The organism is Halomonas shantousis, from assembly GCF_054654615.1.
On sequence record NZ_BAAIER010000002.1, the window covers coordinates 2609769 to 2633749 of the forward strand.

The following is a 23981-nucleotide window of genomic DNA, read 5'->3' on the forward strand; positions in this document are numbered from 1 at the left end:
TCAGCCCTCCGCTGCCCGGCCCTTCTGCGGAAAGAGTCCGCGGGGGCGTTTCTGAATGAACAGGATGATGAACACCAGCACGATGACCTTGGCCAGCACGGCTCCCGCCCAGGGCTCTATCACCTGGTTGATCACGCCCAGCGACATGCCCGCCACCAGCGTGCCCCACAGGTTGCCGACCCCGCCGAACACCACCACCATGAAGGAGTCGATGATGTAGCTCTGCCCCAGGTTGGGGCCCACGTTGGTGAGCTGCGACAGCGCCACCCCGGCCAGCCCGGCGACGCCGGACCCCAGCGCGAAGGTCATGATGTCGACCCGCGTGGCGCGGATACCCATGGCTCGCGCCATCGCCCGGTTCTGGGTTACCGCGCGCACTTCCAGGCCCAGACGGGTCTTACGCATCACCAGCATCAGCGCCGCGAAGACCACCAGGGCGAAGCCCAGCACGTAGAGGCGATTGAGGGTCAGTGACAGCGCCTCGTTGATCACCAGCGAACCGCTCATCCATTCCGGCGTGATCACGGTCCGGTTCAGCGGCGAGATCAGCGTGCGCACCAGTTGCTGCAGGATCAGGCTGACACCGAAGGTCGCCAGCAGCGTTTCCAGCGGCCGCCCCTTGAGAAAGCGGATCACGCTGCGCTCGATGATCACCCCGGCGAGCGCCGCCACCAGGAAACCGGCGGGAATCGACAGGATCAGCGCCAGTCCGGGCTGGCCCGGCAGTAGCTGTTGCAGCAGCCAAGTGGTATAGGCGCCGAGCATGATCAGTTCGCCATGTGCCATGTTGATCACGCCCATGACGCCGAAGGTGATCGCCAGGCCGATCGCCGCCAGCACCAGCACCGAGCCCAGACTGAGGCCGAAGTAGAGCGTTTCGGCAGCGCGATTGAGCTTGAGCTTCTGTTCGATGCTCGCCAGCGCCTGCCGTGCCGCCTCGGCGGCCTCGCCGTCACCGCCGGCCACTCGATTGAGGGCGGCGCGCACCGTGGGATCGAGACTGCCCGACAGGGTTTCGACAACCGCGGTATCGCCCTGCTCCAGGCGATACAGGGCCAGGGCCTGTTCGAGCTTCTGACGTACGGCGGGGTCATCCTCGACCTCCAGGCGTGCCATCAGCGGCGCGGCCATGGGCTCGTCGACCTTGCCCAGCAGACGATCCGCGCTCTCCCGACGCTCCTCCACCGTCGGCGCATCGAGGTCGAGTACCGCCAGAGCGCTACGCAACTGATTACGCAAGGCGTTGTTGATCGAGACACGATCGATGTTGCGGCGTGACATCTCTCCCAGCTCGGCCTCGGTGACAGCATCGATCACCGTCCAGTCGCGTCCGCGATTGTCGGTGACGATGACGAAACGGCCGCTGTCCTTCAGGCGCTGCAGCTTGCCGTCGAGCAGGGTCGTCAGCCAGATGCGCATACGCGGGTGGCCGCTGATGATCAGATCCTGTATCGCCTGCGCCTTGTCGGCATAGGAGTCGGCCGCCAGCGCCTCGAGCTCTGGCGGCGTCTCCTGTTGACGTGTCAGCCCGGCAGCCGCGTCGTTCTGCTGAGCCAGGGCGGGTGCGCCCAGCATCAGCAAGCCGTACCCGAACAGCACTAGCGCGGTAATGATCCGCAGAAGCTTCATGCGGGTGTCCTTTGAGTGGCGTGTCATGTCAGTGAAGAAGGCCGACCGCCGTGCACGAGCGCAGCGGCCGGCAGGTCTTACGGGACGGGCATTGTCGTCACGCGTCTACGGACTGGTGGCTTCCGTCTGCGCGCCGCCGCAGCTGCCCTTGACAACGTTGTAGTTGCCACACTCCATCGGCTTGCGCCAGTCGCTGATAAGATCGCGCGAGCCCGGCAGGTAGTCGGACCAGGCATCGCCGGCCACGGTGGAGGGCGTCTGCCAGACCACGGAGAACTGGCCGTTGTCCTGAATCTCGCCGATCAGCACGGGCTTGGTAATGTGGTGGTTGGGCATCATCGCCGCGTAGCCGCCGGTGAGGTTGGGCACGCTCACGCCGATGATGGCGTCCTTGACTGCATCGACATCGGTGGTACCGGCCTTGCGCACGGCTTCCAGCCACATGTTGAAGCCGATGTAGTGCGCCTCCATCGGGTCGTTGGTCACGGCGTTGTCGTTGCCGGTGTAGTCGATCCAGCTATCGATGAAGTCGTAGTTGGCATCGGTGTCGACGCTCATGAAGTAGTTCCAGGCGGCCAGATGTCCGACCAGCGGGGCGGTATCGATGCCGGAGAGTTCCTGCTCCCCCACCGAGAAGGCGATGACGGGAATGTCGGCCGCGTCGACGCCCTGGTTGCCCAATTCGCGATAGAACGGCACGTTGGCATCGCCATTGATGGTCGAGACCACCGCGGTCTTCTTGCCGGCGCTACCGAAGCGCTTGATTTCGGAGACGATGTTCTGCCAGTCGGAGTGGCCGAACGGCGTGTAGTTGACCATGATGTCCTCGTCGGCCACGCCATGATCCTTGAGGTAAGCCTCCAGGATCTTGTTGGTGGTGCGCGGATAGACGTAATCGGTGCCGGCCAGCACCCAACGTTTGACGCCGACATTGTTCATCAGATAGTCGACGGCAGGGATGGCCTGCTGGTTGGGCGCGGCGCCGGTATAGAAAACGTTCTCCGAGGACTCCTCGCCCTCGTACTGGACGGGATAGAACAGCAGGCCGTTGAGCTCCTCGACGACCGGCAGCACCGACTTGCGCGATACCGAGGTCCAGTTGCCGAAGATGACATCGACCTTGTCTTGCGCGAGCAGCTGGCGCGCCTTCTCGGCGAACAGCGGCCAGTCGGAGGCCGGATCGACCACCACCGGCTCGAGCTGCTTGCCCAGCAGCCCGCCGTTCTCGTTCTGCTGCTCGATGAGCATCAGCATTTCATCCTTCAGCGTCGACTCGCTGATGGCCATGGTGCCGGAAAGAGAGTGCAGGATACCGACCTTGATGGTGTCTTCCTGAGCGAAGGCCTGGCCGGGCAGCGCCACGCTCAGGCTCATTAGCGAGGCAGCAGCCAGCCAGCGAGGGGAAACGTTCACCTTTTTCACAGCAATCTCCTTGCGTAATGATTGTTATGGCGGGGTATCCAGCGATGACGCCATCCGAGATAACCTCGTTCACTGCTTCGCAAGGCGTGTGCCAATTTAGTGCGTTTCCCTATTAAATCCTTTATCTACAATAAGTTGATAACCGCCTGACGAATCTCTGTCGTCGCCCGATGCACCAACAGAGCGCAGCGCACCTCTTTCGTGCACCACATCAGATGCCGCGTATCGACATGCACCAGCACCACGCATAAACGACAACACCGGCCCTGGGCCGGTGTTGTCGTTCAAGCTCGAAGCGGGCATCACTCGGGATAGAAGGCCTCCTCCGGCAGGCTCATCAGCTCTTCGGCACCGGCCATGATCTGACGTTCGAGGGCTTCGGTTCGAGGCAGAAGACGCGTCAGGAAGTGGCGTCCCACGGTCAGCTTGGCCTGGTAGAACGGCCGTCCCGATTCGCCATTCTCGGCCAGCCCCGTCTGCGCGGCGCGGGCCGCCTTCCACCACATCCAGGCGTAGGCGACGCAGCCGAACAGATGAAGATAATCCGCTGCCGCCGCGCCGAGTTCCTCCGGACGCCCTCTGGCCTGGTCGAGCAGCCGGCCGGTCACGCTTTCGAGACGTGCCAGCTCACGTTCGCACGCCTGATGGAAAGGCTTCAGCGTATCTGCGGACTGCGTGCCGATATCCTCACGCACCAGTGCGGCGAAACGCTCGACGTAGGCGCCCTGATTGCGGAACAGCTTGCGCCCTACCAGATCCATGGCCTGGATACCGTTGGTGCCCTCGTAGATCATGGCGATGCGCGCATCGCGCACGAACTGCTCGGCGCCCCACTCGACGCAGTAACCATTGCCCCCGTAAAGCTGCTGCGCTTCCACCGTGGCATCGAAGCCACGATCGGTGAGGAACGCCTTGGCCACCGGAGTAAGAAGAGCGACCAGGTCCCCCGCCTCGGCCTGCACATCGGCGTCGGGGTGATACTTGACCCGATCGAGCTGCATGCCGACGAAGGCGGCGAACATCCGTCCCCCTTCGTTCCAGGCGCGTACGTCCAGTGCCATGCGTCGCACGTCCGGATGCACCAGAATGGGATCCGCGGGCTTCTCGGGGGCCGCCGGGCCATTGGGCGCGCGACTCTGCAGGCGCTCGCGGGCGAAGTCCATGGCGCTCTGGTAGGCCACCTCGCCCAGCCCCAGCCCCTGAATGCCGATCGACAGACGTTCGTAGTTCATCATGGTGAACATCGTCGCCAGCCCCTGATGGGGCTCGCCGATCAACACGCCCTCGGCACCGTCGAAGTTCATCACGCAAGTGGCGCTGCCCTTGATGCCCATCTTGTGCTCGATGGAGCCGCAGCTCACCGCATTGCGCTCGCCCAGGTTACCTTCGCTGTCGACCTTGAACTTGGGCACCAGGAACAGCGAGATGCCGCGAGATCCCTCGGGAGCATCGGGCAGTTTGGCCAGGACCAGATGCACGATGTTCTCCGCCATGTCGTGCTCGCCGCCGGTGATCCAGATCTTGCTTCCGGTAACGGTATAAGTATCGTTGCCAGCTGGCACGGCACGGGTCTTGATCAGCCCGAGGTCGGTGCCGCAATGCGGCTCGGTCAGGCACATGGTGCCCATCCACTCCCCCGAATACATTCTGGGCAGGAAGCGCCGCTTGATCGCTTCGGGGGCGTGGCTGTCGAGCAGCAGCGTGGCGCCATTGTTGAGGGCGGGATAGAGCGCAAAGCTGGTGTTGGTGGCGTAGAGCATCTCCTCGAAGGCCACGGTCAGCATCTTGGGCATGCCCTGGCCGTCATGGTCGGGATTGCCGCCCAGGCCGAACCAGCCGCCCTCGGCCAGGGTGCGAAAGGCCCCCTTGAACCCGCTGGGAGTGAATACCTGGCCATTGTCGAAGCGACAGCCCTCGGCATCGCCACTCATGTTGAGAGGAAACAGCTCGGCCGACGTGACTCGCGCGCCCTCCTCGAGGATGGCATCGGCCAGCTCTGGACCCAACTCGGCCGTGGCCGGCATTTGTGCCCATAGTGCACCGGCCTGGAACACCTCGTTCAATACGAACCGCATGTCGCGCAGCGGTGCCTGATACTTGGCCATGACAACTCCTCGGCGAGATTCAAACGAACGATTGAATCCTAGCCGAAGGGATAAGTCGCGTCACGCCGACCTTTGGCGTAGACAAGAGCGAGCCAGAAGACAGGTCCGCGGTGCCGCATTCGGCGAACGACAGGCTCATGGAGAGGGATGCTTGCCCTCCTCCCATCCCAGACTGCCGCCCTGGGCGGGAGCGAACCAGGCAAGCCGATGATGGAGCGTGACGACATGGCCGACGATCACCAGCGTTGGCGGCTTGATGCCGAGGCGGTCGAGCCCTGGCGGCAACGCCTCGAGCGTTCCGACATGAACACGCTGACGTGCCGTGGAGCCCTGTTCGACCAGCGCCAGCGGCGTAGCGCCCGGCAGGCCATACGCCTGGAGTCGTTCACGGATCACGTCGAGCGCGCCGAGCCCCATGTAGAACACCAGGGTCTGCTCGGGACGCGCCAGCGATGCCCAATCGAGATCGCAGCTGCCATCCTTGAGATGGCCGGTGACGAAGCGCACCGACTGGGCATGATCACGGTGCGTGAGCGGAATACCGGCATAGGCGGCACATCCCGAGGCGGCCGTGATGCCGGGCACCACATCGAATTCGACACCTGCCGCCGCCAGCGTTTCCAGCTCCTCGCCTCCGCGTCCGAAGATGAACGGATCTCCTCCTTTCAGGCGCACCACGTCATACCCGGCCTGCGCCCAGTCGACCAGAGCCTGGTTGATGCCGTCCTGAGGCACGCTGTGCTGCGAGCGGGCCTTGCCGACATAGAGCCTCCGGGCCTGCGGGTTGGCCAGCGCCAGAACCTCGTGACTGACCAGGCGATCATGAATGATCACGTCGGCCTGCTGGATACGCCGGAGCGCCTTGAGCGTCAGCAGCTCGGGATCCCCCGGCCCGGCACCGACCAGCGAGACACGCCCCGTGCGGTCCGCGGGCCGTACCTCGGCACGCGACGACGCCCTCCCGATCCGAGGAGGCAGGCGTACGCTGGAAGCGCCCGGCAATGCCGGTGCGTACACCATCACCCCAGCCTGGCGCGCCATCTCGGCCCAGCGCGTATCCAGCGCTTCCTGTCCGGTGGCCACCAGCCATAATTGTCCAAGCGCCGGGGCCGGCTCCTCCGCACCTGCCGACTGCCACCCCTGAGCCTCGATCAAGGCTTTCAGCTCCGGCATGCAGTGGCGGGCATGCACGCGCAGGCGCGGCACCAAGCCCGCCAGTGGCGCGGCCAGTCCAAACGCCTCGTGGCCGCCACCGATCAGGCGGATATCGAGCTGATGAGGGTCACACTGCAGGGAGAGGAGTTCCATGTCGCATCGCTTATATCCAGGGGCGAGCAATAATGGCGTTTTTTATAGCCAAAAGTAAGCCTTGGCGTATTCGGCGCAGGGAACGTTTGGTTGGAAGGATATAACCGGGGTGGACACTGCAGGAGGCACCAGGGTGGCGGCCGCATGGACTGCCGTCACCCTGGCGGGCGCTTTCACGTATTGAGCGTTTCCATCCCGCCCATGTAGGGGCGCAGCGCTTCCGGTACGGTGATCGAGCCGTCGGCATTCTGGTAGTTCTCGAGCACCGCCAGCAGGCAGCGCCCCACGGCCAGGCCGGAGCCGTTCAGGGTATGCAGCAGCTGCGGCTTCTTCTGCGCAGGGCTGCGGAAACGCGCCTGCATGCGCCGGGCCTGGAAGTCCTCGCAGTTGGATACCGAGGAGATCTCGCGATAGGTCGCCTGACTGGGCAGCCACACTTCGAGATCGTAGGTCTTGGCGGCGCCGAACCCCATGTCGCCGGTGCACAGCGTGACCACCCGATAGGGCAGGCCCAGCGCCTGGAGGATCGCCTCGGCATGGCCGCGCATCTCTTCAAGCGCTTCGTAGCTGGTCTCGGGATCGACCATCTGCACCATCTCGACCTTGTCGAACTGGTGCTGGCGAATCATGCCGCGGGTGTCCTTGCCATAGGCGCCTGCCTCGCTGCGAAAGCACGGCGTGTGCGCGGTCAGCTTCACCGGCAGTTGAGCGGCCTCGAAGATGTGGTCGCGGGCGAAATTGGTCAGCGGCACTTCGGCGGTGGGGATCAGATAGTATTCGTTGTCGCCTTCCAGCCGGAACAGATCCTCGCCGAACTTGGGCAACTGACCGGTGCCCATCAGCGAGTCGCGATTGACCATGTACGGCACGTAGCACTCTTCGTAACCGTGCTCGAGGGTCTGCTTGTCGAGCATGAACTGGGCGAGTGCGCGATGCAGCCGCGCGATCGGCCCGCGCATCACGGCGAAGCGCGACCCGGTCAGCTTGGAGGCCATCTCGAAATCGAGATATCCCAGCTTGGCGCCCAGATCGACATGATCCTTGACCTCGAAGTCGAACTCACGCGGCGCACCCCAGCGATGCAGCTCGACGTTGTCGGCCTCGTCGGCGCCCTGCGGCACGCTCTCATGAGGCAGATTGGGCAGGCTGGCGGCGATGGCGTCGAGCGCCTCCTGCACCTCGGCGAGCTGGCGCTTGGCGGCGTCGAGGCGATCGCCCATGTCGCTGACCTCGGCGAGCAGTGGTTCGATGTCCTGACCGGCCGCCTTGGCCTTGCCGATAGCCTTGGAGCGCACGTTGCGCTCGTTCTGCAGCTGTTCGGTCTGGGTCTGCAACTCGCGACGCTGGGACTCCAGCGCCTCGAGCTTGCCGGTGTCGAGAGTGAAGCCACGTGTGGCCAGTCGTTGGGCTACCTGCTCGAGGTCGCCACGCAGCAGTTTCGGATCGAGCATGGAATCCTGTCCGTCGAATCGCGTGAAAAATGCGGGAGATTGAAAACAATCCATTATTGTAGGGAAAAGCGCCGTCCGCGGCCACGCTCGCTGACGGCGTGGTGGCGGGTCGGGTACACTTAGCGCCATCGATGAATCTTCCAGACTGGCTGCGCGGCGCCTGACACCGCTGTCGACGGCCACATGCAACGCTTGATGCCGAGATTATGATCGCACGCCTAGACTCTCTTTCGCGGATCGACGACCGCACCCTGCGTTTTCTCGAGGCGCTGCGCGCCGACGGCTTCACCGGCGACATTGCTCCGGACTACGCCAACCGCACCGTGCTGGCCACCGACAACTCGATCTACCAGCGCCTGCCGCAGGCGGTGCTCTATCCACGCGACGCTGACGATCTGCAACGCATCGCCCGCCTGGCGGCACGCGACGAGTTCCGCGAGATCGCCCTGGCGCCACGCGGCGGTGGCACCGGGACCAACGGCCAGTCGCTGACCGAAGGGGTCATGGTCGATGTGTCGCGCTACATGCACCACATTCTCGAGATCGATGTCGAGAACCGTCGCGTGCGCGTGCAGGCGGGTGTGGTCAAGGACCAGCTCAATGCCGCGCTCAAGCCCCACGGGCTGTTCTTCGCTCCCGAGCTCTCCACCTCCAATCGCGCCACCCTCGGCGGGATGATTTCCACCGATGCCAGCGGCCAAGGCAGCCGTGAATACGGCAAGACGCGCCATCACGTGCTGGAACTCGACACCGTACTGCTGGGTGGCGAGCGCTGGACCAGCCGTCCGCTGGAAGAAAGCGAGCTCGAGGCGCTCTGTCAACGCGATGATCCGGTAGGCGACATTCATCGTACCGTTCGCGAGATCATCGACACCCAGCGCGACTTGATCGAGGCCAAGTTTCCCAAACTCAACCGTTGCCTGACCGGTTACGATCTCGCGCATCTGCGCGATGCCCAGGGGCGCTTCGATCTCAACAGCGTCCTGTGCGGTTCGGAGGGCTCGCTGGGGTTTCTCTGCGAGGCGACGCTCAACGTGCTGCCGATCCCTAAGCATTCGACGCTGGTCAATGTGCGCTATGCCAGCTTCATGGACGCCCTGCGTGACGCCCGGTCGCTGATGGGCCTGGGAGACGCCGCCGCGTCGGCCGGGCTGCCCCGCCCCACCTCCATCGAGACCGTGGACGACAAGGTGCTGGCGCTGGCCATGGAGGATTTCGTGTGGGACAGCGTCGCCGAATTCTTTCCGGACAGCGAAGCGCGCGCGACGGCGGTACAGGAGCCCGACAGCGACGTGGCAGTGGCGTCCGCCGCGCCCCGGGCCGAGGCGCGTACCGCCCCCGCCATCCACGGTATCAATCTGGTCGAGTTCAACGCCGACGATCCCGAGGCGCTTGCCGCCAAGGTCAAGGCGTTCACCGACCATCTCGGCGCGGACGTCAGCGTCGAGCGCCTGGGCTATACCCTGGCGCAGGGGCGCGAGCAGATCGGACGCGTCTATGCCATGCGCAAGCGCGCCGTGGGTCTGCTGGGTAACGCCAAGGGCGAGAAGCGTCCGATTCCCTTCGTCGAGGATACGGCGGTGCCGCCCGAGCATCTTGCCGATTACATCACCGAGTTTCGCGCCGCACTCGATGCCCGTAGGCTGGATTACGGCATGTTCGGCCATGTCGATGCCGGTGTGTTGCACGTGCGCCCGGCCATCGACATGAAGGATCCGAAGCAGGAGACGCTCATTCGCGAGATTTCCGACGAGGTCGCCGCGCTCACGCACAAGTACCACGGCCTGTTGTGGGGCGAGCATGGCAAGGGCGTGCGCTCGGAATATACGCCCAGGTTCTTCGGCGAACTCTATCCCAGCCTGCAGCGCCTCAAGGCCGCCTTCGACCCGTACAATCAGTTGAATCCGGGCAAGATCGCCACGCCGGCGGTCGATGGCCACGAAGCCGTACAACTGGCCGACCCCGGCCTGCTCAGGATCGACGAGGTGACGACCCGGGGCCAGCTCGACCGTCAGATCGACGAGCGGGTGTGGCGGCATCACGCAGCCGCGGTGTACTGCAACGGCAATGGCGCCTGCTATAACTACGACCCGCTCGACGCCATGTGCCCGTCATGGAAAGGCACCCGCCAGCGTATCCACTCGCCCAAGGGGCGTGCCAGCCTGATGCGCGAATGGCTGCGTCTGCAGGGTAACGTCGGCACCGACGTGGTCGAGGAGTCGCGCAAGAAGAAGGCCGAGGGCGCCTGGGGATTCATTCGCGACCTACCGCTGCGGCTGCGCAACTCCTGGCGCCAGGGACGCGGCGAGGACGACTTCTCCCATGAGGTCTACGACGCCATGGCCGGTTGTCTGGCGTGCAAGTCCTGCGCCGGGCAGTGTCCGATCAAGGTCAATGTGCCGGAGTTTCGCTCGCAGTTCCTCGAGGTCTACCACGGACGCTACCAGCGTCCGCTGCGTGACTACCTGATCGGCGGGCTGGAGTTCATGCTGCCCACGCTGTCGCGGGTCGCGCCGCTCTACAACGCCCTGCTCCAGCACCGGCTGGTCGATCGTCTGATGAGCAAATGGATCGGCATGGTCGATAGCCCCTCGATTTCAAGGGCCAGTCTCGCCAGGCAACTCAAGGCCTGGGGCATCAGCGAAGCCACGCCCACCGCGCTGGGGCTGTTGACCGAACGCCAGAAGGCGCGCAGCGTCATCCTGATCCAGGACGCCTTCACCAGTTACTTCGAGTCGAAGCTGGTGATGGACATCGTTGAACTGCTGTCGCGTCTCGATATCCGCGTGTTCGTCATGCCATTCAATGCCAACGGCAAGCCACTGCAGGTTCAGGGTTTCCTGGGCCGCTTCGAGCGCACCGCCGCCAGGCAGGCCGAGCATCTGCGCGCATTGGCGCGATTCGGCGTGCCCATGGTGGGCATCGACCCGGCCATGACGCTGACCTACCGCCAGGAATACGTGAAGGCGCTGGGCCCGCAGGCGGTGCCCGAGGTGCTGTTGCTGCAGGAGTGGCTGGTGTCGCTGGGCCGTCAACTGGCGCCTGCTGGCGTGGCGCTGGACGATCCCGGCTTCCGCCTGCTCTCGCACTGTACCGAAAAGACCACCGCTCCCGGCTCGCCCAAGGCCTGGCAGCAGGTATTCGCCACCTTCGGCCTGGACCTGGCACTGGTCGCTACCGGTTGCTGCGGCATGTCCGGCACCTACGGCCATGAGGCGCGCAACCGCGACACCTCCGAGCGGATCTATGATCTTTCCTGGCGGGAGGTGACGGAGGATCCGGCCAACAGCGGACGCCTGCTCGCCACCGGCTACTCCTGCCGCAGCCAGACCAAACGCCTGTCGGATGAGGCGCTGCTGCATCCGCTGCAGGGACTTCTCGCGGCGCTCAAGCGCGCCAGTTGAGCCACATAAAGTCCGATTGCATCGCGAGGGCACATCGTGCGCCCCGCCGCTTTCCACCCTCAAAGAGGATATCGGCATGTCTCGCACGCTGATCGTCATCGGTCTGCTCGTCGTGGTCATCGGACTGTTATGGCCGTGGCTGTCGAAACTCCCCTTCGGCCATCTGCCCGGCGATATCGTCATCAAGCGCGAGAACTTCGCCTTCTACTTTCCCATCACCACCATGATTCTCATCAGTGCGCTGATTTCGGCCGTGTTATGGCTGTTCAACCGTTGACATCCGGTGAGCATCGTCACGCCTGACGACACGAAAGCCTCTTTCATCTCCGCCGCCGCGATGCCGCCACCACCATGGCGGCACTGCAGGCCCTGGCGGATCATCGCGCGGGTAACCGAACCTCCGCAGCCATGTGCCAAGGCACATGGCCTTGCAAGGCCACCGACACGACGCTAGGCTGCGCGCTCTTTTTCATGGAGCTCGACGATGCAGCATTCCGCCCTGGCGCTGACAGCGATCGGGTTATTGGCCCTCATCTGTCAGTGGGTTGCCTGGCGCCTGCGCCTGCCGTCCATTCTGCTGCTGTTGCTGGCCGGGATCGCCTCGGGCCCCGTCACGGGATTGCTGGAGCCCGACGCTCTGCTCGGCGATCTGCTGTTTCCGCTGGTATCGCTGTCGGTGGCCGTGATCCTGTTCGAGGGCAGCCTGACCCTGGACTTCAAGGACCTGCGCGGTCACGGCCACACGGTTCGCCGCCTGGTGACCTGGGGCGCGCTGATTACCGCCCTGATCGCCACCACCGCCTCGCACTTCCTGCTCGGCCTGTCCTGGGAGATGGCCAGCGTACTGGGGACACTGCTGGTCGTCACCGGCCCCACCGTGGTCCTGCCGCTGGTGCAGACCCTGCGCGCCCGCGCCCATCTGACGCAGATCCTGCGCTGGGAAGGCATCCTCATCGATCCGGTGGGTGCCATCGGCGCGGTTCTGGTCTACGAGTTCGTCGCTCTGGGCCAGGCCAACGGCGCGGCCACGCATACCCTGCAACTGTTTGCCCAGACTGCCGCCATCGGCTTTGGCCTGGGGGTGGGCGGCGGTTACCTATGGGGGCAGGTGCTGCGCCATCACTGGCTACCGCAACATCTGCACAACTTCGGCACCCTGATGATGGTGCTTACGCTGTTTACCGCTTCCAATACACTGTTTCACGAATCGGGCCTGCTCACCGTCACGGTGATGGGCGTGTGGCTGGCCAACATGCGCGGCGTGCCGACTCAGCAGATCATCGAATTCAAGGAGACGCTTTCGGTCCTGCTGATCTCGGGTCTGTTCATCCTGCTCGCCGCTCGCCTGACGGTGGAGCAGCTCGCCCTGCTGTCGTGGCCGGCCTGGGCGTTTCTGGTCGTCCTGATCTGGGTAGCCCGCCCTCTGGCGGTATGGCTGTGTACACTGGGCAGCGGTCTGCAGTGGCGCGAGAAGGCACTGCTGGCCTGGCTGTCGCCGCGCGGCATCGTCGCCGCTGCCGTCGCCTCGCTGTTCGCCATCAAGCTCGAGGAAGCCGGCGTACCCGGTGCGGAAATGCTGGTTCCCGTCACCTTCCTGATCATCATCAGTACCGTGGTCATCCAGAGCCTGCTGTCGCGTTACGTTGCCCGCCTGCTGGATGTCAGCGAAGCATCGCCCTCCGGCTTTCTCATCATCGGCGCCAATCCCGTGGCGCGTGCCATCGGCAGAGCCTTGGTCGATGCCGGTTTCACCGTGCGCCTGACCGACAACAACTGGGATGCCGTACAGGAGGCGCGCATGGCGGGCCTGCCGGTCTATTACGGCAATCCGCTTTCCGAACACGCCGCCCAACACCTGGAGCTGACCGGCATCGGCCATCTGTTGCCGCTGTCGCCCTATCGTGAGCTGAACAACCTCGCCGCCCTGCACTTCGAGCATTTGCTCGGGCACGGCAAGGTCTTCCGTCTGGCCGTGGATGTAGGCAAGAACGCACGGCGTCACCAGGAACAGGCGCTCGGTCATCTGCCGCGGCTGTTCGACGAGGACACCACCTATGCCCGCCTGTCGAGCCTGCTGGCTCAGGGCGCCAAGCTGCGCAGTACCAAGCTGACCGAAAGCTTCAGCCTCGAGGATTACCTTGCGCTTCATCAGCAGCGCCTGCTGCCCCTGTTCGGCATCAATAGAAACGGCCGAATCCGGGTCGCCACTGCCGAAACGCCGCTCGCGCCCAAGCCCGGCGAAACGCTGATCAGCCTGATTTTCCCCGACTCGCCGGAAACCTAGCGTCTGTCCGCAACTAGACCTGTCCGCAACTAGACCTGTCCGCAACTAGACCTGTCCGCAACTAGAATAGCCTTAAGCCGTTTCGAACGGTCCCGCATCGGGACGCTGCATGTTAGGGTCGGAGAAAACCACCGACCAGGAGGGGATCATGACAAGGAATGTGTTCCGTCATCTGACGATGTTGAGCTGTCTGTCGGCAGGAGCGGCCTGGGGGCAGGATGCCCCCGAAACGTTGACGACGATCGAGATCAGCGCCCCGCGCCTCGAGCGTGAACTCTACGCGACGCCAGCCGCCGTCTCCACCCTGGACGAGCAGCAGATTCAGCGCGGTCAGCAGCGCGTCCGCCTCGATGAGTCGCTGAATAGGGTGCCCGGTGTGTTCCTGCAGAACCGCAACAATTTCGCCCAAGGCCAGCGCATCGCGATTCGTGGCTTCGGCGCCCGGGCGCCCTTCGGCGTGCGTGGCATCACCGTGATGGTGGACGGTATTCCCTATACCTTGCCCGACGGTCAGGCCCAGCTCGATGCCATCGATCTCGACAGCGCCGAGCGCATCGAGGTGATTCGCGGCCCGGCCTCGGTGCTTTACGGCAATGCCGCCGGCGGAGTGATCTCGGTCACGACCGCCGACGGGCGCGATACGGAGACCAGCCCCACGCTACGCGTGGAAGGCGGCAGCGACGATTATCGCAAGATGGCCATCCAGGCCGGGGGGCAGCAGGGCGACTGGTCTCACCATGTCAGTCTTTCGGCGCTGAATTACGACGGCTATCGCGAACAGAGCCAGGTGGAAAAGTACCTGCTCAACGCCAAGCTACGTCGCGAGCTGGGCAGCGACCGTGCGCTGACGGCGATCGTCAACCTCCTCGACAATCCACGCTCCGAGGATCCCGGCGGGCTGAATGCCGGCGAGGTGGCCGAGGACCGTCAGCAGGCCGCGCCCAATTCGCTGGCCTTGGACGCCGGGCAGAGCGTCGATCAGCAACTGCTGGGGCTGCAGTACGAAGATCTCTCGATGGGGCCTGGCAAGCTGTATGTCAGGGGTTTCGTATCGCAACGCGATTTCGAACAGCAATTGCCCTATGTCGGCGATAGTCTGATCGATTATCAGCGCGACTATTATGGGGGCAGCGCCGAATTCCATCATTCCCTGACGCTCGGCGACATGCCGCTACGCTATGTCGCCGGCGTCGACATGGCGCGCCAGGAGGACGATCGTGGGCGCCGCGATGTCGACGAGACCGGGCAGGCTCTCGCCGAGGTGGCGGACGAGACGCAGACAGCCACCTCGGCCGGGATCTTTCTGCAGGGCGACCTCGAGTTGACCGATCGGCTCACGCTGGCGCTGGGGGCGCGCTACGACCGCGTCGAACTCGATATCGATGACGACTTTCTCAGCGACGGCGACAACAGCGGCGAGCGCACCTTTCACGAATGGAGCGGGTCCGCCGGGCTCAGCTACCGTTACCGGCCGAATCATCAGGTCTACCTGAATACCGGCACCGCCTACGAGACGCCGACCTTCTCGGAGTTCGCCAACCCCTACGGTGGCGGCGGCTTCAACCCGGACATCGAGCCGCAGAAGGCCTGGAATCGCGAGATTGGCCTGCGCGGCAATTTCTCCAATGGACTCGATTATGACGTCGCGCTGTTCTCGGTCCGGGTACGCGACGAACTGGTCCCCTACGAGATCGCCGGACGCTCTTTCTACCGCAACGCCGGTGACACGGATCGTGACGGTATCGAAGTGGCCCTGGGCTGGCGATTGACGCCCCACTGGCGTCTCGATAGTGCGCTGACGCTGGCGCGTTACGAATTCGATAGCTTCGATAGCGAAGATGGCGCGTACGACGGTAACCGCCTCCCCGGCCTGCCGGAGAGGACGTGGATCAACCAGCTGACATGGCAGGGGCTCGATCAGCGTTTCGCCACGCTGGAAACCGAGTACATCGGCGATCTTTACGCCGACAACGCCAACCAGGTCGACGTCGACAGCTACTGGCTGGTCAACCTGCGTGCCGGCGACGGCTGGCGTCTGGGGGGCAGTGATACACGCCTGTCACTGTATGGCGGAGTACGCAACCTGTTCGACGAGGAACACTTCGCCAACGTACGCATCAATGCCAACTACGGCCGCTACTACGAACCGGCTCCCGGACGTACCTTCTATGCCGGAGTGGAAATCGGTTTCTGATACCGACCGGTACGGGGCACTTGGCTGGCCCATGCGCCCCGTACCAAGGCATTCCGGCTAGAAGAACATCCTGCGCAGGGCATCGCCGGGATCCGCCTCGCGCATGAAGGCCTCACCGACCAGAAAGCCATTCACGTTGTGCTCGCGCATGTGCTCCACGTCGCCGCGGCCATGAATGCCCGACTCCGTCACCACGACCACGTCGGGCGCAATCCTGCCCAGCAGTTCGAAGGTGGTGTCGAGCGAGGTTTCGAAGGTGCGCAGATCACGGTTGTTGATCCCCACCAGCGACAGGTTCAGCGCCATGGCGCGCTCGAGTTCCAGCGCATCGTGCACTTCCACCAGCACATCCATGCCGAGCGCTACGGCCTGCTGGTAGAGATCCTTGAGGCGCGCATCGTCGAGCGCCGCTACGATCAGCAGAATGCAGTCGGCTCCGATGGCCCGGGCTTCCGCGACCTGATACCCCTGGGTAATGAAGTCCTTGCGGATCACCGGCAGCTCGCAGGCCTCGCGCGCGGCCACCAGATAGTCCTCATGCCCTTGGAAGAAATCCGCATCGGTGAGCACCGACAGGCAACTCGCACCGGCGCCGGCGTAGGCCCGGGCAATCTCGGCAGGGTCGAAGTCCTCGCGAATCAGCCCCTTGGAGGGTGAAGCTTTCTTGATCTCGGCGATCACGGCGGGATCGCCCGCCCCGATGCACTCGACAAGCGCACGGGTGAAACCGCGCGGCGCGCTCTGCAGGCGTGCCCGCTCGAGCAGCTCGGCCTCGGTAATCCGGGCCCGACGCTCTGCAACTTCCTCGTCCTTGCGCGCGAGGATTCTGGCCAGGATGGTCGGCAGCGCCGCATCGTTGTTCTGATTCATCTCGTGTCCTTGGGTACGGGCTATGCGGAGAAAACGCGCGAAAAGAGCGCCAGCTCCTTCATTTTTTCCAGCGGCAATCCCGATGCCTGGGCATCCTGCGCCATCGCCACGCCCTCCTTGATGCTATCGGCGACATCCGCCGCATACAGGGCCGCGCCAGCATTGAGGGCCACGATATCCGCAGCCGCCCCTTCGCCCTGCAGCGCCTCCTTGACCAGCCTCAGGCTATCCTCGGCGGTCACCACCTTCAGCGGCGCCAGTGGCTGGCGCTCGATGCCGAACTCCTCGGGGGCGATGGTATATTCGCGAATCTCGCCATCCCTGAGCTCCGCCACTTGGGTCGGTGCCGCCAGAGAGATTTCATCCAGCCCATCCTCTGCATGGACCACCAGCACATGACGGCTGCCAAGTCGCTTGAGCGCTTCCGCCATCAGCGGGACCAGCGCCGCATCGTAAACCCCCAGCACCTGATTGGGAGCTCCTGCGGGATTGGTCAGCGGCCCCAGGATATTGAAGACGGTGCGCACCCCCATTTCACGGCGCGGGCCGATCGCATGACGCATGGCCTGATGATGCATCGGCGCAAACATGAAGCCCACGCCGACCTCCTCGATGCAGCGCGCCACCTGAGCGGCATCGAGATCGAGCTTGATGCCCGCCACGTCGAACAGGTCGGCACTACCCGAGGAGGAGGACACGCTGCGGTTGCCATGTTTGGCGACACGTCCTCCCGCTGCCGCGACGACGAAGCTGGCCGCCGTGGAAACGTTGAACAGATTCGCCCCGTCGCCCCCGGTACCGACGATATCCACCAGGTTTTCGACATTGACCCTCACCGGCAGCATCAGCTCGCGCATGACCTGGGCCGCGGCGGTAATCTCCTCGGCGGTCTCGCCCTTGACCGACAAGCCGATCAGAAAGCCGCCGATCTGGGCATCCGTGGCCTCCCCCGTCATGATGGCGCGCATGACTGCATGCGTCTCGTCGAAGCTCAGGTCCTGACGGCGCATCACCGCACCGATGGCATCCCGCATCTGCATGTCTGCGTATCCTCTGTTAAGCGCGGCGTTTCAGGAAGTTGGCGAGCAGCTCGTGGCCCTGCTGCGTCAGAATCGATTCAGGATGGAACTGCACGCCCTCAATATCCAGCGTCTTGTGGCGCAATCCCATGATCAGCCCCGGTGTGACATCATCCTCTCCCGCCCAGGCGGTTACCTCGAGACAGTCCGGCAGGCTCTGCGCCTCGACCACCAGCGAATGGTAGCGCGTCACCTCCATGGGATCGGGAAGCCCTTCGAAAACTCCCTGATGGCCGTGATGAATCGTCGACGTCTTGCCGTGCATGACCTGAGACGCCCGAATCACCTTGCCGCCGTAGACCTGGCCGATCGCCTGATGCCCCAGGCAGATGCCCAGGATCGGCAGCTTGCCGGCGAAATGGCGAATCGCCTCCAGGGAAATACCAGCTTCATTGGGAGTGCAGGGGCCTGGAGAAATGACCAGATGGCTCGGCGCCATGCGCTCGATCTCCTCCAGCGTCAGGGCATCGTTGCGTATCGTCTCGACATCGGCGCCCAGTTCCGAAAGATACTGCACCACGTTGTAGGTGAAGCTATCGTAATTGTCGATCATCAGCACGGACATAGCGATAAATCCTTGAATATATTGAATGTACCAAAATCTTTCGATGCGCTATCCAGCACGTCACCTAGATCGTTCAAGTCGTCATCGCCAACCGTGAAGGACCCCAGACACAAAAAAGCCGCCCTCACGGCGGCATTTTCCTTCAAGACGAGTGAAAGCGCCGCGCCAGGTTAAGCGCGCCACCACTGCAGGCTTGAAGTCGAGTGTACTGGTTTTTGCATGCCTCAATAGTGCGGATTGCAGGATGAGGTGTCAAGACGAGAGCATGCCCTAGGATGCCGGCCGGCATTCCGACAGGGCCTGCACCATCCGCTTGAGCGCCGGCTCGCCGTATTCCCCCTGAGTGACACTCTCCCACCAGAGTTCATGTACCGCCCGAACCCGCACCACGATGTCATCCAGGCCCAGCACCTGCGCCATGGCTAGGCGATGAAGACCTCGATTGACCTTGAGGATATCCCCGTGGCGACCGATCACCACGCCCAGCGGATCCTTCCCCAGCCCCTTGTCGAATCCCTGGCCTGCCATGCTTTCCATATAGCCGATATAGATCTGCAGATACGCCAGTATCTTGTCCGGGGTATTGAGCAGGATGCCCTTCTGGTGCGAGCGAAACGGTTTCCCCGCCTCCAGGCGCTGCAGGAGCTGTCGATAGGCGTCGCTCCGGGACAGATCGAGGCGATGCTGCCAGATATCCTGAATAAAGACGTAGCGGGAACCCTCGCGGAAGTCGTAGCGCGCCAGGTCCCAGTCGCCCTTCCAGATGAAGGCGCTGGCCGCCCGGCTTCGCTCGCGCTTGCCGGGAAACGACGCTTTCATCGAAAGCGACTGCACTAAATGCTGCGGATCGACATGCAACTCCAGCGCAGGTCCCAGATAAGCGCTAACGCTTCGATAAGGGAGTCCCATGGCTTCGATCTGATGGCCGGGTGGATCCTGCTTCAGCCAGCGTTCGAACAGACGATCTTCCACCGGCCGGACAAGTCGGGCCGTGAATGACTCGCGTACGACGTATGCCCAGCGTGCACGCAGCATGCTCCAGCGTAGATGGGGATCGTACAGCGCAGCATGGACTTCTTCGCCAGAGGGTGTTCTAACCGCCATCTCGTTGCTCTGCCCCCTTCCCGCCGGGTCACTTCGTTTCCACATGCGCCAGATACTCAAGTGATGCCGCAACGAAGGACAGGGTATTAATGATGTTAAGAGTACCTTAAGATATCACACCCCCAACGAATGACGCTGCGCCCCATCCCCTTGTTTAGGGTGGTGGTGACCTCTCATAGAGACATGAACAGACCCAAGCCGATCTTGAAAGAATCGAAACAGAAGCCGTTGGCCGTCATCGCTATTCGCCAGGTCGAAAAGAGCACCGGAGCTTCACGCATCGCGTTTCAGCAGATGGCACTTTTGGCTGAACAGGGATACCGCGTGACTGTCCTGGCTGAACGGGCCGATCGGAAGCTGGTCGGGGCACAAGGTGCCACGCTTGTGCGTTTGCCACGCTGGCCGTTCAAGGGCGCCTTCCGACGATTCTGGTTCAACCGCCGGGTCAAGTCCTGGTGCAAGCGCCATCACCCCGATCTGCTGGTCAGTCATGGCGATGCGGAGAGCCCAGACGTCATCTACATGCACAACTGCGTGCATCTGGCCAGCCAGCGTATTCATGGCAGAGAACTGCCTGCCAATCATGAAGTCGCCGCCATCCACGACCACGTCCTGACTGGCAAGCATTTCCAGAGAGTCGTGGTCAATTCGCAGATGATGGCCGATGACTTCAAGGCTCGTTACGGTATCGAAGACCATCGGATCGAGATCAACTATCCCGGTTACGACCCCGAGCAATTCAACCCGAAGCACGCACGTCGCGAGCGGCAGGCCATACGCGCCTCGCTCGGCGTCGCCGAGGATGAATACCTGATCGGCCTGATTACCTCGGGCAACTTCAAGAAGCGCAACGTGGCGGGTTTCGTTGATATTGCCGCGCGTCTCGAAAAGCATCTGCCTTCGCGCTGCCGATTTATCGTCGTCGGCAAGGACGACGCCTCTCCCTACCAGCAGCAGGCGGAATCGCTCGGCTTGGGCAAGCGTTTTATCTGGCGCTCGACCATATCCGAGGTGGAATCATTGTATGGAGCATTGGATATATTCGTCTTGCCAGCGCATATCGAGGAATTCGGCTGTGTTGTGCTGGAAGCGATGGCCTGTGCCACTCCCGTTGTCGTATCGCCATGGACAGGCGCTAGCGAACTGCTGCAGGACAGCTTCGCGGAACTGATATTGGACGATTCCAGTTTGGAAGCCTGGGCATCGCGTATCGAACAAATATTAAACGACACTCCTCAGGACCTTGGAGTCCAGCTGGCTCAACTGGCTTCAAACTACTCTTACCAACAGCAAGATGAGAAGCTCAAACACTCGCTTTCTTCCTTGAGTACTTGAAAACATCTTTCGGATTGAAGCTTGAACAGGAAATACGACGTTGAAGTATGCCATACCCGACTTCCCCAGCCAGCCTTGCTATCAACTCTCCGACGCCACACTCATAGGTCGTGGAAACAAGCGCGATTGCCATGCTCACCCTACCAATCCCGAGCTATGCATCAAGGTGGCTCGTCACCCTGAACGCTGGAGAGAGTGCCAAGAGCAGAACATTGTCGAATGGCATTACACCAACCATTTAAAGCAAAGTGGGGTCCCGCTCGACCACGCGGCGGATTGCTATGGATGGGTTAACACCAATTATGGTGCCGGCCTGATCATGAAACGCATACGTGAAGCCGATGGCTCTTCTGCCTTAACGCTAAGGAAAGCGCTGATCAAGGACAGGATCGACATCAAGGACACAAAGCTCATGCTAGCGGAGCTTAAGCGCTGGGCTTTTCAACATGCCGTAGTGATTGCCGACCTGAACACGGACAATCTCATGGTCGAAAACCATAACGGCAAGCTGAACTTTGTCTTCATCGATGGCTTGGGTAGCCGTAAAGCGGATAGAAAGTTTACGCTATATCAGCGCTTCCCTTCGATAGCAAGGCTTAAGACCTACCGTCAGTGGAAGCGTCAGGAAAAGACACTATTCAGGACAGTGAATAGTTTAAAAAGCCACTCCGAAGATATTGAGAACGCTGGATACAAATAGATGGCATCATCCCATCAAGGATTATGATTGTTTTGTCTTTTCTTTAATCTCATACGGACAAACCGAGGCTTCGATAAAGCGTTCCACTACTCTTTGCGGCAGGAAATCCTGCAACCAAGCATCGTTAATGACTGGTTTCGGCTCCTGCAGACTGCTTTGAATCTTATCGGCCAGCGCTGTCTCATCATGAGCGGCGATCGCACTCTCCAGCTCGCCTTTGAGCACCTCACGAATACCGCCAGGACAATCAACAGCAATGACGGGGGTACCACATGCCAAGGATTCGGTCAGCACGATGCCCATTCCCTCCACACGCGAGCTCAGCACGAAGAGACGAGCGCGATACATCCAGGGATAGGGATTGGCCCGGTGCCCGACAAAACGCACCTTATCGGCAATTCCCAAGGATGCCGCCAGCGTTTCCAGGGAGGCTCTCTGCGGCCCATCACCGACAATGACCAGCAACTCATCCGGACGGGCTTGCGCATACGCCCGCAATAGTAACGCATGATCTTTTTGCGGCACCAGACGCGCCACATTGACGATGTATGGCTCGTCAGGCACATCGGGCTCGTCTGCAAGCATGTGCTGACGGATGCTGCCTACCGGGCAGGGATTGACGATCACCGTCAGCGAGGCGGGCCGAAAGCCCCAGCGCTCCCGGGCCTCACGCACGGTTTCCGCGACCCCTTCGGACACGGCGACCAGAGGTTTCCCTGAAAACAGGCATCGGGAAAACAGCTTGTGTTTCCAGGATTTGTTGTTGATCGGAAGCGTGTTTTCAAGGACGAAGCGGGCCCGATCATCACGGTAACTCCAGACCGGCTCGATTGTACCAATCCCGCGAAAGATGATCCGATCCAACCGGCCATAACGCCTCTCGAAGCGCCACAACCAAAAACGCAGCAGATACCCCCCAAGGAAGCCGGTCCAGACGAAATGCGAGCGTCGAATCAGAGGATTGAGCAGCAAGCGTGAAATCAGCTCCAGCAACAAGCCGACCCCGGTCAGGCGCTGCCACCAGCGCAGAGCAAAGACGTGCATCCGGACGTTGGGGTTTTCGGGCGCCAGGCCATCGCTGCGCTTGCGATACACCATAAGATGGCTCTCATGTCCCGCTTCCGCGAAGGCATCGGCCAGGTTACAGGCAACCCGCTCCATCCCTCCCATTTTCAGGCTTCTGACGACGACCAGAGTACGCAATCAGTTTTCCTCGCTTCCGGCATGGTGCATTCGCTCAGGGCCAAGGGAATCGCTCCCTCCCGTCAGTTGCCAGCGCCAGTAGTGCGTCACCAGCCCTCCCAGAACCAGATTGTGCACGTAAACCCCGGTCCAGAAGGAGTTGTAAGATTCGAACTGGTTGACGATGACCCAGAAGACAAAGAATGCGGCCCCGAACAGCGCCATGTCGCCCGGCATGACGCCGCCCCGCCACGCCAGCCATGTCGCGCGCCCGACCCATGCGGCCAAGCCGATGAACACGGCGAGCCCCAGCACCCCGTAGGCGACCCAGACTTCGAGGAAATAGTTGTGCAGATGACCGAACTGCTGCTTGATCTCCTCGGGCAGCCACGCCGTCTGATCAATGGCCAGACTGCGTCCGTCACTCCCCCATCCTACGAGCGGACGCTCGGCAATCCACTCACTGGCCGCCCGCCAGGTCTGGACACGGATACCGATACTGGAATAGGGCACCTCGGCAATATCGCCAGACGCCAACATCTCAATGACCGCACGCTCCTGTTCGAGACGCGTCTCGACCGTATCGTAGGCTAAATCACCCGTCCCTATCCCCAGGACGACAAGGGCTGCCGCCCCCGTCACCAGATTCCTTCGGGTAATTTTCGTGTCTTGTCTGCGCCGGAAGGCCCATAGCCATAGCCCTCCCATGACAGGCAAGGCGATCACCAGGGCCAGCCACACCGCCCGGGTCTGGGTGATGACAATCCCTGCCAGACAGAGGGTGACAGCCACGCTCCAGAGAGCTAAGCGCCACACTACGAGCCGCTGACGGTAAATGCTGCGATGCGAGAATGCGACCAGTCCCAGCAGTCCCGAACCGAAAAACATCGACGTATGCTGGGCGTTACGGATATTGAAATCGACGCGAGTCCCTTGCAGCCCCAACCACCATTCCGGGAGGCCATTACCTTGGACGAACAGCGCCGCGAGAAACGCCACCAGCGCCAGCGACCAGAGCAACAATGTGTTGCGAGTGCTGCCACCCAACCACCAGGCTAGCGCGATGAAGATGAACAACTTGGCGAGACGGTCGATCTGCGGATTGTCATCGATCCACTGGGGGTGGTGATAGTAGCCCAGTCCCCAGGACAATACCTGAACCGCAATGGCCGCGAGAAGCAGCCAGATTGCTGCGCTCCTGCGCAGACCACGCCCCCAGACCAACAAGGCGACCAGGCCCAGCACGGCCGTCGCCGTTTCCGCGGGACTCCCCAGCTGGGGCCACATCACCCGGCAGAGGGCGTACAGTACCGTGCAAAGCACACCCACCGCCCACAACACTTGTGGGC

Annotated in this window: 17 protein-coding genes; 6 read left to right on the forward strand and 11 right to left on the reverse strand. The window is 62.4% G+C overall.

All coding sequences use genetic code 11. The annotated features are described in order from the left end of the window. The 5 genes from urtB to serS all read right to left on the reverse strand — a co-directional run bounded on the left by urtB (position 1) and on the right by serS (position 7915). Positions 1 to 1629: an urea ABC transporter permease subunit UrtB gene (urtB, locus tag ACYQ12_RS12605; RefSeq protein ID WP_459872235.1), complete on the reverse strand. Its 1629-nt coding sequence runs from the start codon at positions 1627 to 1629 to the stop codon at positions 1 to 3. Positions 1630 to 1734: 105 nt separating this feature from the next. After that, the gene (urtA, locus tag ACYQ12_RS12610) at positions 1735 to 3003 is read right to left on the reverse strand and encodes an urea ABC transporter substrate-binding protein (RefSeq protein ID WP_459874519.1); all 1269 of its coding nucleotides are present in this window, start codon (positions 3001 to 3003) and stop codon (positions 1735 to 1737) included. 350 nt (positions 3004 to 3353) lie between these two features. Then, complete coding sequence (locus tag ACYQ12_RS12615; protein WP_459872238.1) at positions 3354 to 5156, reverse strand: acyl-CoA dehydrogenase C-terminal domain-containing protein; 1803 nt, start codon at positions 5154 to 5156, stop codon at positions 3354 to 3356. Between the two features lie 135 nt (positions 5157 to 5291). After that, positions 5292 to 6197 carry a uroporphyrinogen-III C-methyltransferase gene (gene cobA, locus ACYQ12_RS12620; RefSeq protein ID WP_459874520.1) on the reverse strand — a complete coding sequence of 302 codons (906 nt, stop codon included), beginning with the start codon at positions 6195 to 6197 and terminating at the stop codon, positions 5292 to 5294. A gap of 440 nt (positions 6198 to 6637) precedes the next feature. After that, entirely contained in the window at positions 6638 to 7915 is a 1278-nt protein-coding gene (serS, locus tag ACYQ12_RS12625) for a serine--tRNA ligase (RefSeq protein ID WP_459872241.1), read from the reverse strand. A 206-nt stretch (positions 7916 to 8121) separates the two neighbouring features. On the opposite strand from serS, the gene ACYQ12_RS12630 reads away from it, so the two are divergent. The 4 genes from ACYQ12_RS12630 to ACYQ12_RS12645 all read left to right on the forward strand — a co-directional run bounded on the left by ACYQ12_RS12630 (position 8122) and on the right by ACYQ12_RS12645 (position 15797). Next, positions 8122 to 11319, forward strand: a complete 3198-nt coding sequence (locus tag ACYQ12_RS12630) for an FAD-binding and (Fe-S)-binding domain-containing protein (protein ID WP_459872243.1) — start codon at positions 8122 to 8124, stop codon at positions 11317 to 11319. Positions 11320 to 11395: 76 nt separating this feature from the next. Then, on the forward strand, positions 11396 to 11596 hold the full coding sequence (locus tag ACYQ12_RS12635) for a DUF2905 domain-containing protein (protein WP_459872246.1): 201 nt from the start codon (positions 11396 to 11398) through the stop codon (positions 11594 to 11596). A 207-nt stretch (positions 11597 to 11803) separates the two neighbouring features. Continuing rightward, the gene (locus tag ACYQ12_RS12640; RefSeq protein WP_459872249.1) at positions 11804 to 13603 is read left to right on the forward strand and encodes a cation:proton antiporter; all 1800 of its coding nucleotides are present in this window, start codon (positions 11804 to 11806) and stop codon (positions 13601 to 13603) included. A gap of 178 nt (positions 13604 to 13781) precedes the next feature. Beyond that, complete coding sequence (locus ACYQ12_RS12645) at positions 13782 to 15797, forward strand: TonB-dependent receptor family protein (RefSeq protein WP_459874521.1); 2016 nt, start codon at positions 13782 to 13784, stop codon at positions 15795 to 15797. Positions 15798 to 15854: 57 nt separating this feature from the next. On the opposite strand, the gene trpC is transcribed toward ACYQ12_RS12645, so the two are convergent. The 4 genes from trpC to ACYQ12_RS12665 all read right to left on the reverse strand — a co-directional run bounded on the left by trpC (position 15855) and on the right by ACYQ12_RS12665 (position 19460). Then, the gene (trpC, locus tag ACYQ12_RS12650) at positions 15855 to 16667 is read right to left on the reverse strand and encodes an indole-3-glycerol phosphate synthase TrpC (protein WP_459872252.1); all 813 of its coding nucleotides are present in this window, start codon (positions 16665 to 16667) and stop codon (positions 15855 to 15857) included. A 20-nt stretch (positions 16668 to 16687) separates the two neighbouring features. Then, complete coding sequence (gene trpD, locus ACYQ12_RS12655) at positions 16688 to 17707, reverse strand: anthranilate phosphoribosyltransferase (protein WP_459872254.1); 1020 nt, start codon at positions 17705 to 17707, stop codon at positions 16688 to 16690. 16 nt (positions 17708 to 17723) lie between these two features. After that, the gene (locus tag ACYQ12_RS12660; protein WP_459872257.1) at positions 17724 to 18311 is read right to left on the reverse strand and encodes an anthranilate synthase component II; all 588 of its coding nucleotides are present in this window, start codon (positions 18309 to 18311) and stop codon (positions 17724 to 17726) included. Between the two features lie 270 nt (positions 18312 to 18581). Continuing rightward, the gene (locus ACYQ12_RS12665) at positions 18582 to 19460 is read right to left on the reverse strand and encodes a hypothetical protein (RefSeq protein WP_459872260.1); all 879 of its coding nucleotides are present in this window, start codon (positions 19458 to 19460) and stop codon (positions 18582 to 18584) included. Between the two features lie 138 nt (positions 19461 to 19598). On the opposite strand from ACYQ12_RS12665, the gene ACYQ12_RS12670 reads away from it, so the two are divergent. Together ACYQ12_RS12670 and ACYQ12_RS12675 are read left to right on the forward strand one after the other, a co-directional pair. Further along, positions 19599 to 20750, forward strand: a complete 1152-nt coding sequence (locus tag ACYQ12_RS12670) for a glycosyltransferase family 4 protein (protein WP_459872263.1) — start codon at positions 19599 to 19601, stop codon at positions 20748 to 20750. 40 nt (positions 20751 to 20790) lie between these two features. Then, positions 20791 to 21450, forward strand: a complete 660-nt coding sequence (locus tag ACYQ12_RS12675; protein ID WP_459872265.1) for a YrbL family protein — start codon at positions 20791 to 20793, stop codon at positions 21448 to 21450. A gap of 21 nt (positions 21451 to 21471) precedes the next feature. On the opposite strand, the gene ACYQ12_RS12680 is transcribed toward ACYQ12_RS12675, so the two are convergent. Beyond that, positions 21472 to 22653, reverse strand: coding sequence for a glycosyltransferase (locus tag ACYQ12_RS12680; protein WP_459872267.1), 1182 nt, complete (start codon positions 22651 to 22653; stop codon positions 21472 to 21474). Continuing rightward, positions 22654 to 23955 carry an O-antigen ligase family protein gene (locus ACYQ12_RS12685; protein WP_459872270.1) on the reverse strand — a complete coding sequence of 434 codons (1302 nt, stop codon included), beginning with the start codon at positions 23953 to 23955 and terminating at the stop codon, positions 22654 to 22656. It abuts the gene before it with no gap. Between the last annotated feature and the right edge of the window lie 26 nt (positions 23956 to 23981).

Excerpts from the sequence above, each read along its gene's own strand:
- urtB (WP_459872235.1), bottom strand. The coding sequence starts at position 1,629 with ATGAAGCTTCTGCGGATCATTACCGCGCTAGTGCTGTTCGGGTACGGC.
- urtA (WP_459874519.1), bottom strand. The coding sequence starts at position 3,003 with ATGAGCCTGAGCGTGGCGCTGCCCGGCCAGGCCTTCGCTCAGGAAGAC.
- ACYQ12_RS12615 (WP_459872238.1), bottom strand. The coding sequence starts at position 5,156 with ATGGCCAAGTATCAGGCACCGCTGCGCGACATGCGGTTCGTATTGAAC.
- cobA (WP_459874520.1), bottom strand. The coding sequence starts at position 6,197 with ATGGCGCGCCAGGCTGGGGTGATGGTGTACGCACCGGCATTGCCGGGC.
- serS (WP_459872241.1), bottom strand. The coding sequence starts at position 7,915 with ATGCTCGATCCGAAACTGCTGCGTGGCGACCTCGAGCAGGTAGCCCAA.
- ACYQ12_RS12630 (WP_459872243.1), top strand. The coding sequence starts at position 8,122 with ATGATCGCACGCCTAGACTCTCTTTCGCGGATCGACGACCGCACCCTG.
- ACYQ12_RS12635 (WP_459872246.1), top strand. The coding sequence starts at position 11,396 with ATGTCTCGCACGCTGATCGTCATCGGTCTGCTCGTCGTGGTCATCGGA.
- ACYQ12_RS12640 (WP_459872249.1), top strand. The coding sequence starts at position 11,804 with ATGCAGCATTCCGCCCTGGCGCTGACAGCGATCGGGTTATTGGCCCTC.
- ACYQ12_RS12645 (WP_459874521.1), top strand. The coding sequence starts at position 13,782 with ATGTTGAGCTGTCTGTCGGCAGGAGCGGCCTGGGGGCAGGATGCCCCC.
- trpC (WP_459872252.1), bottom strand. The coding sequence starts at position 16,667 with ATGAATCAGAACAACGATGCGGCGCTGCCGACCATCCTGGCCAGAATC.
- trpD (WP_459872254.1), bottom strand. The coding sequence starts at position 17,707 with ATGCAGATGCGGGATGCCATCGGTGCGGTGATGCGCCGTCAGGACCTG.
- ACYQ12_RS12660 (WP_459872257.1), bottom strand. The coding sequence starts at position 18,311 with ATGTCCGTGCTGATGATCGACAATTACGATAGCTTCACCTACAACGTG.
- ACYQ12_RS12665 (WP_459872260.1), bottom strand. The coding sequence starts at position 19,460 with ATGTGGAAACGAAGTGACCCGGCGGGAAGGGGGCAGAGCAACGAGATG.
- ACYQ12_RS12670 (WP_459872263.1), top strand. The coding sequence starts at position 19,599 with ATGAACAGACCCAAGCCGATCTTGAAAGAATCGAAACAGAAGCCGTTG.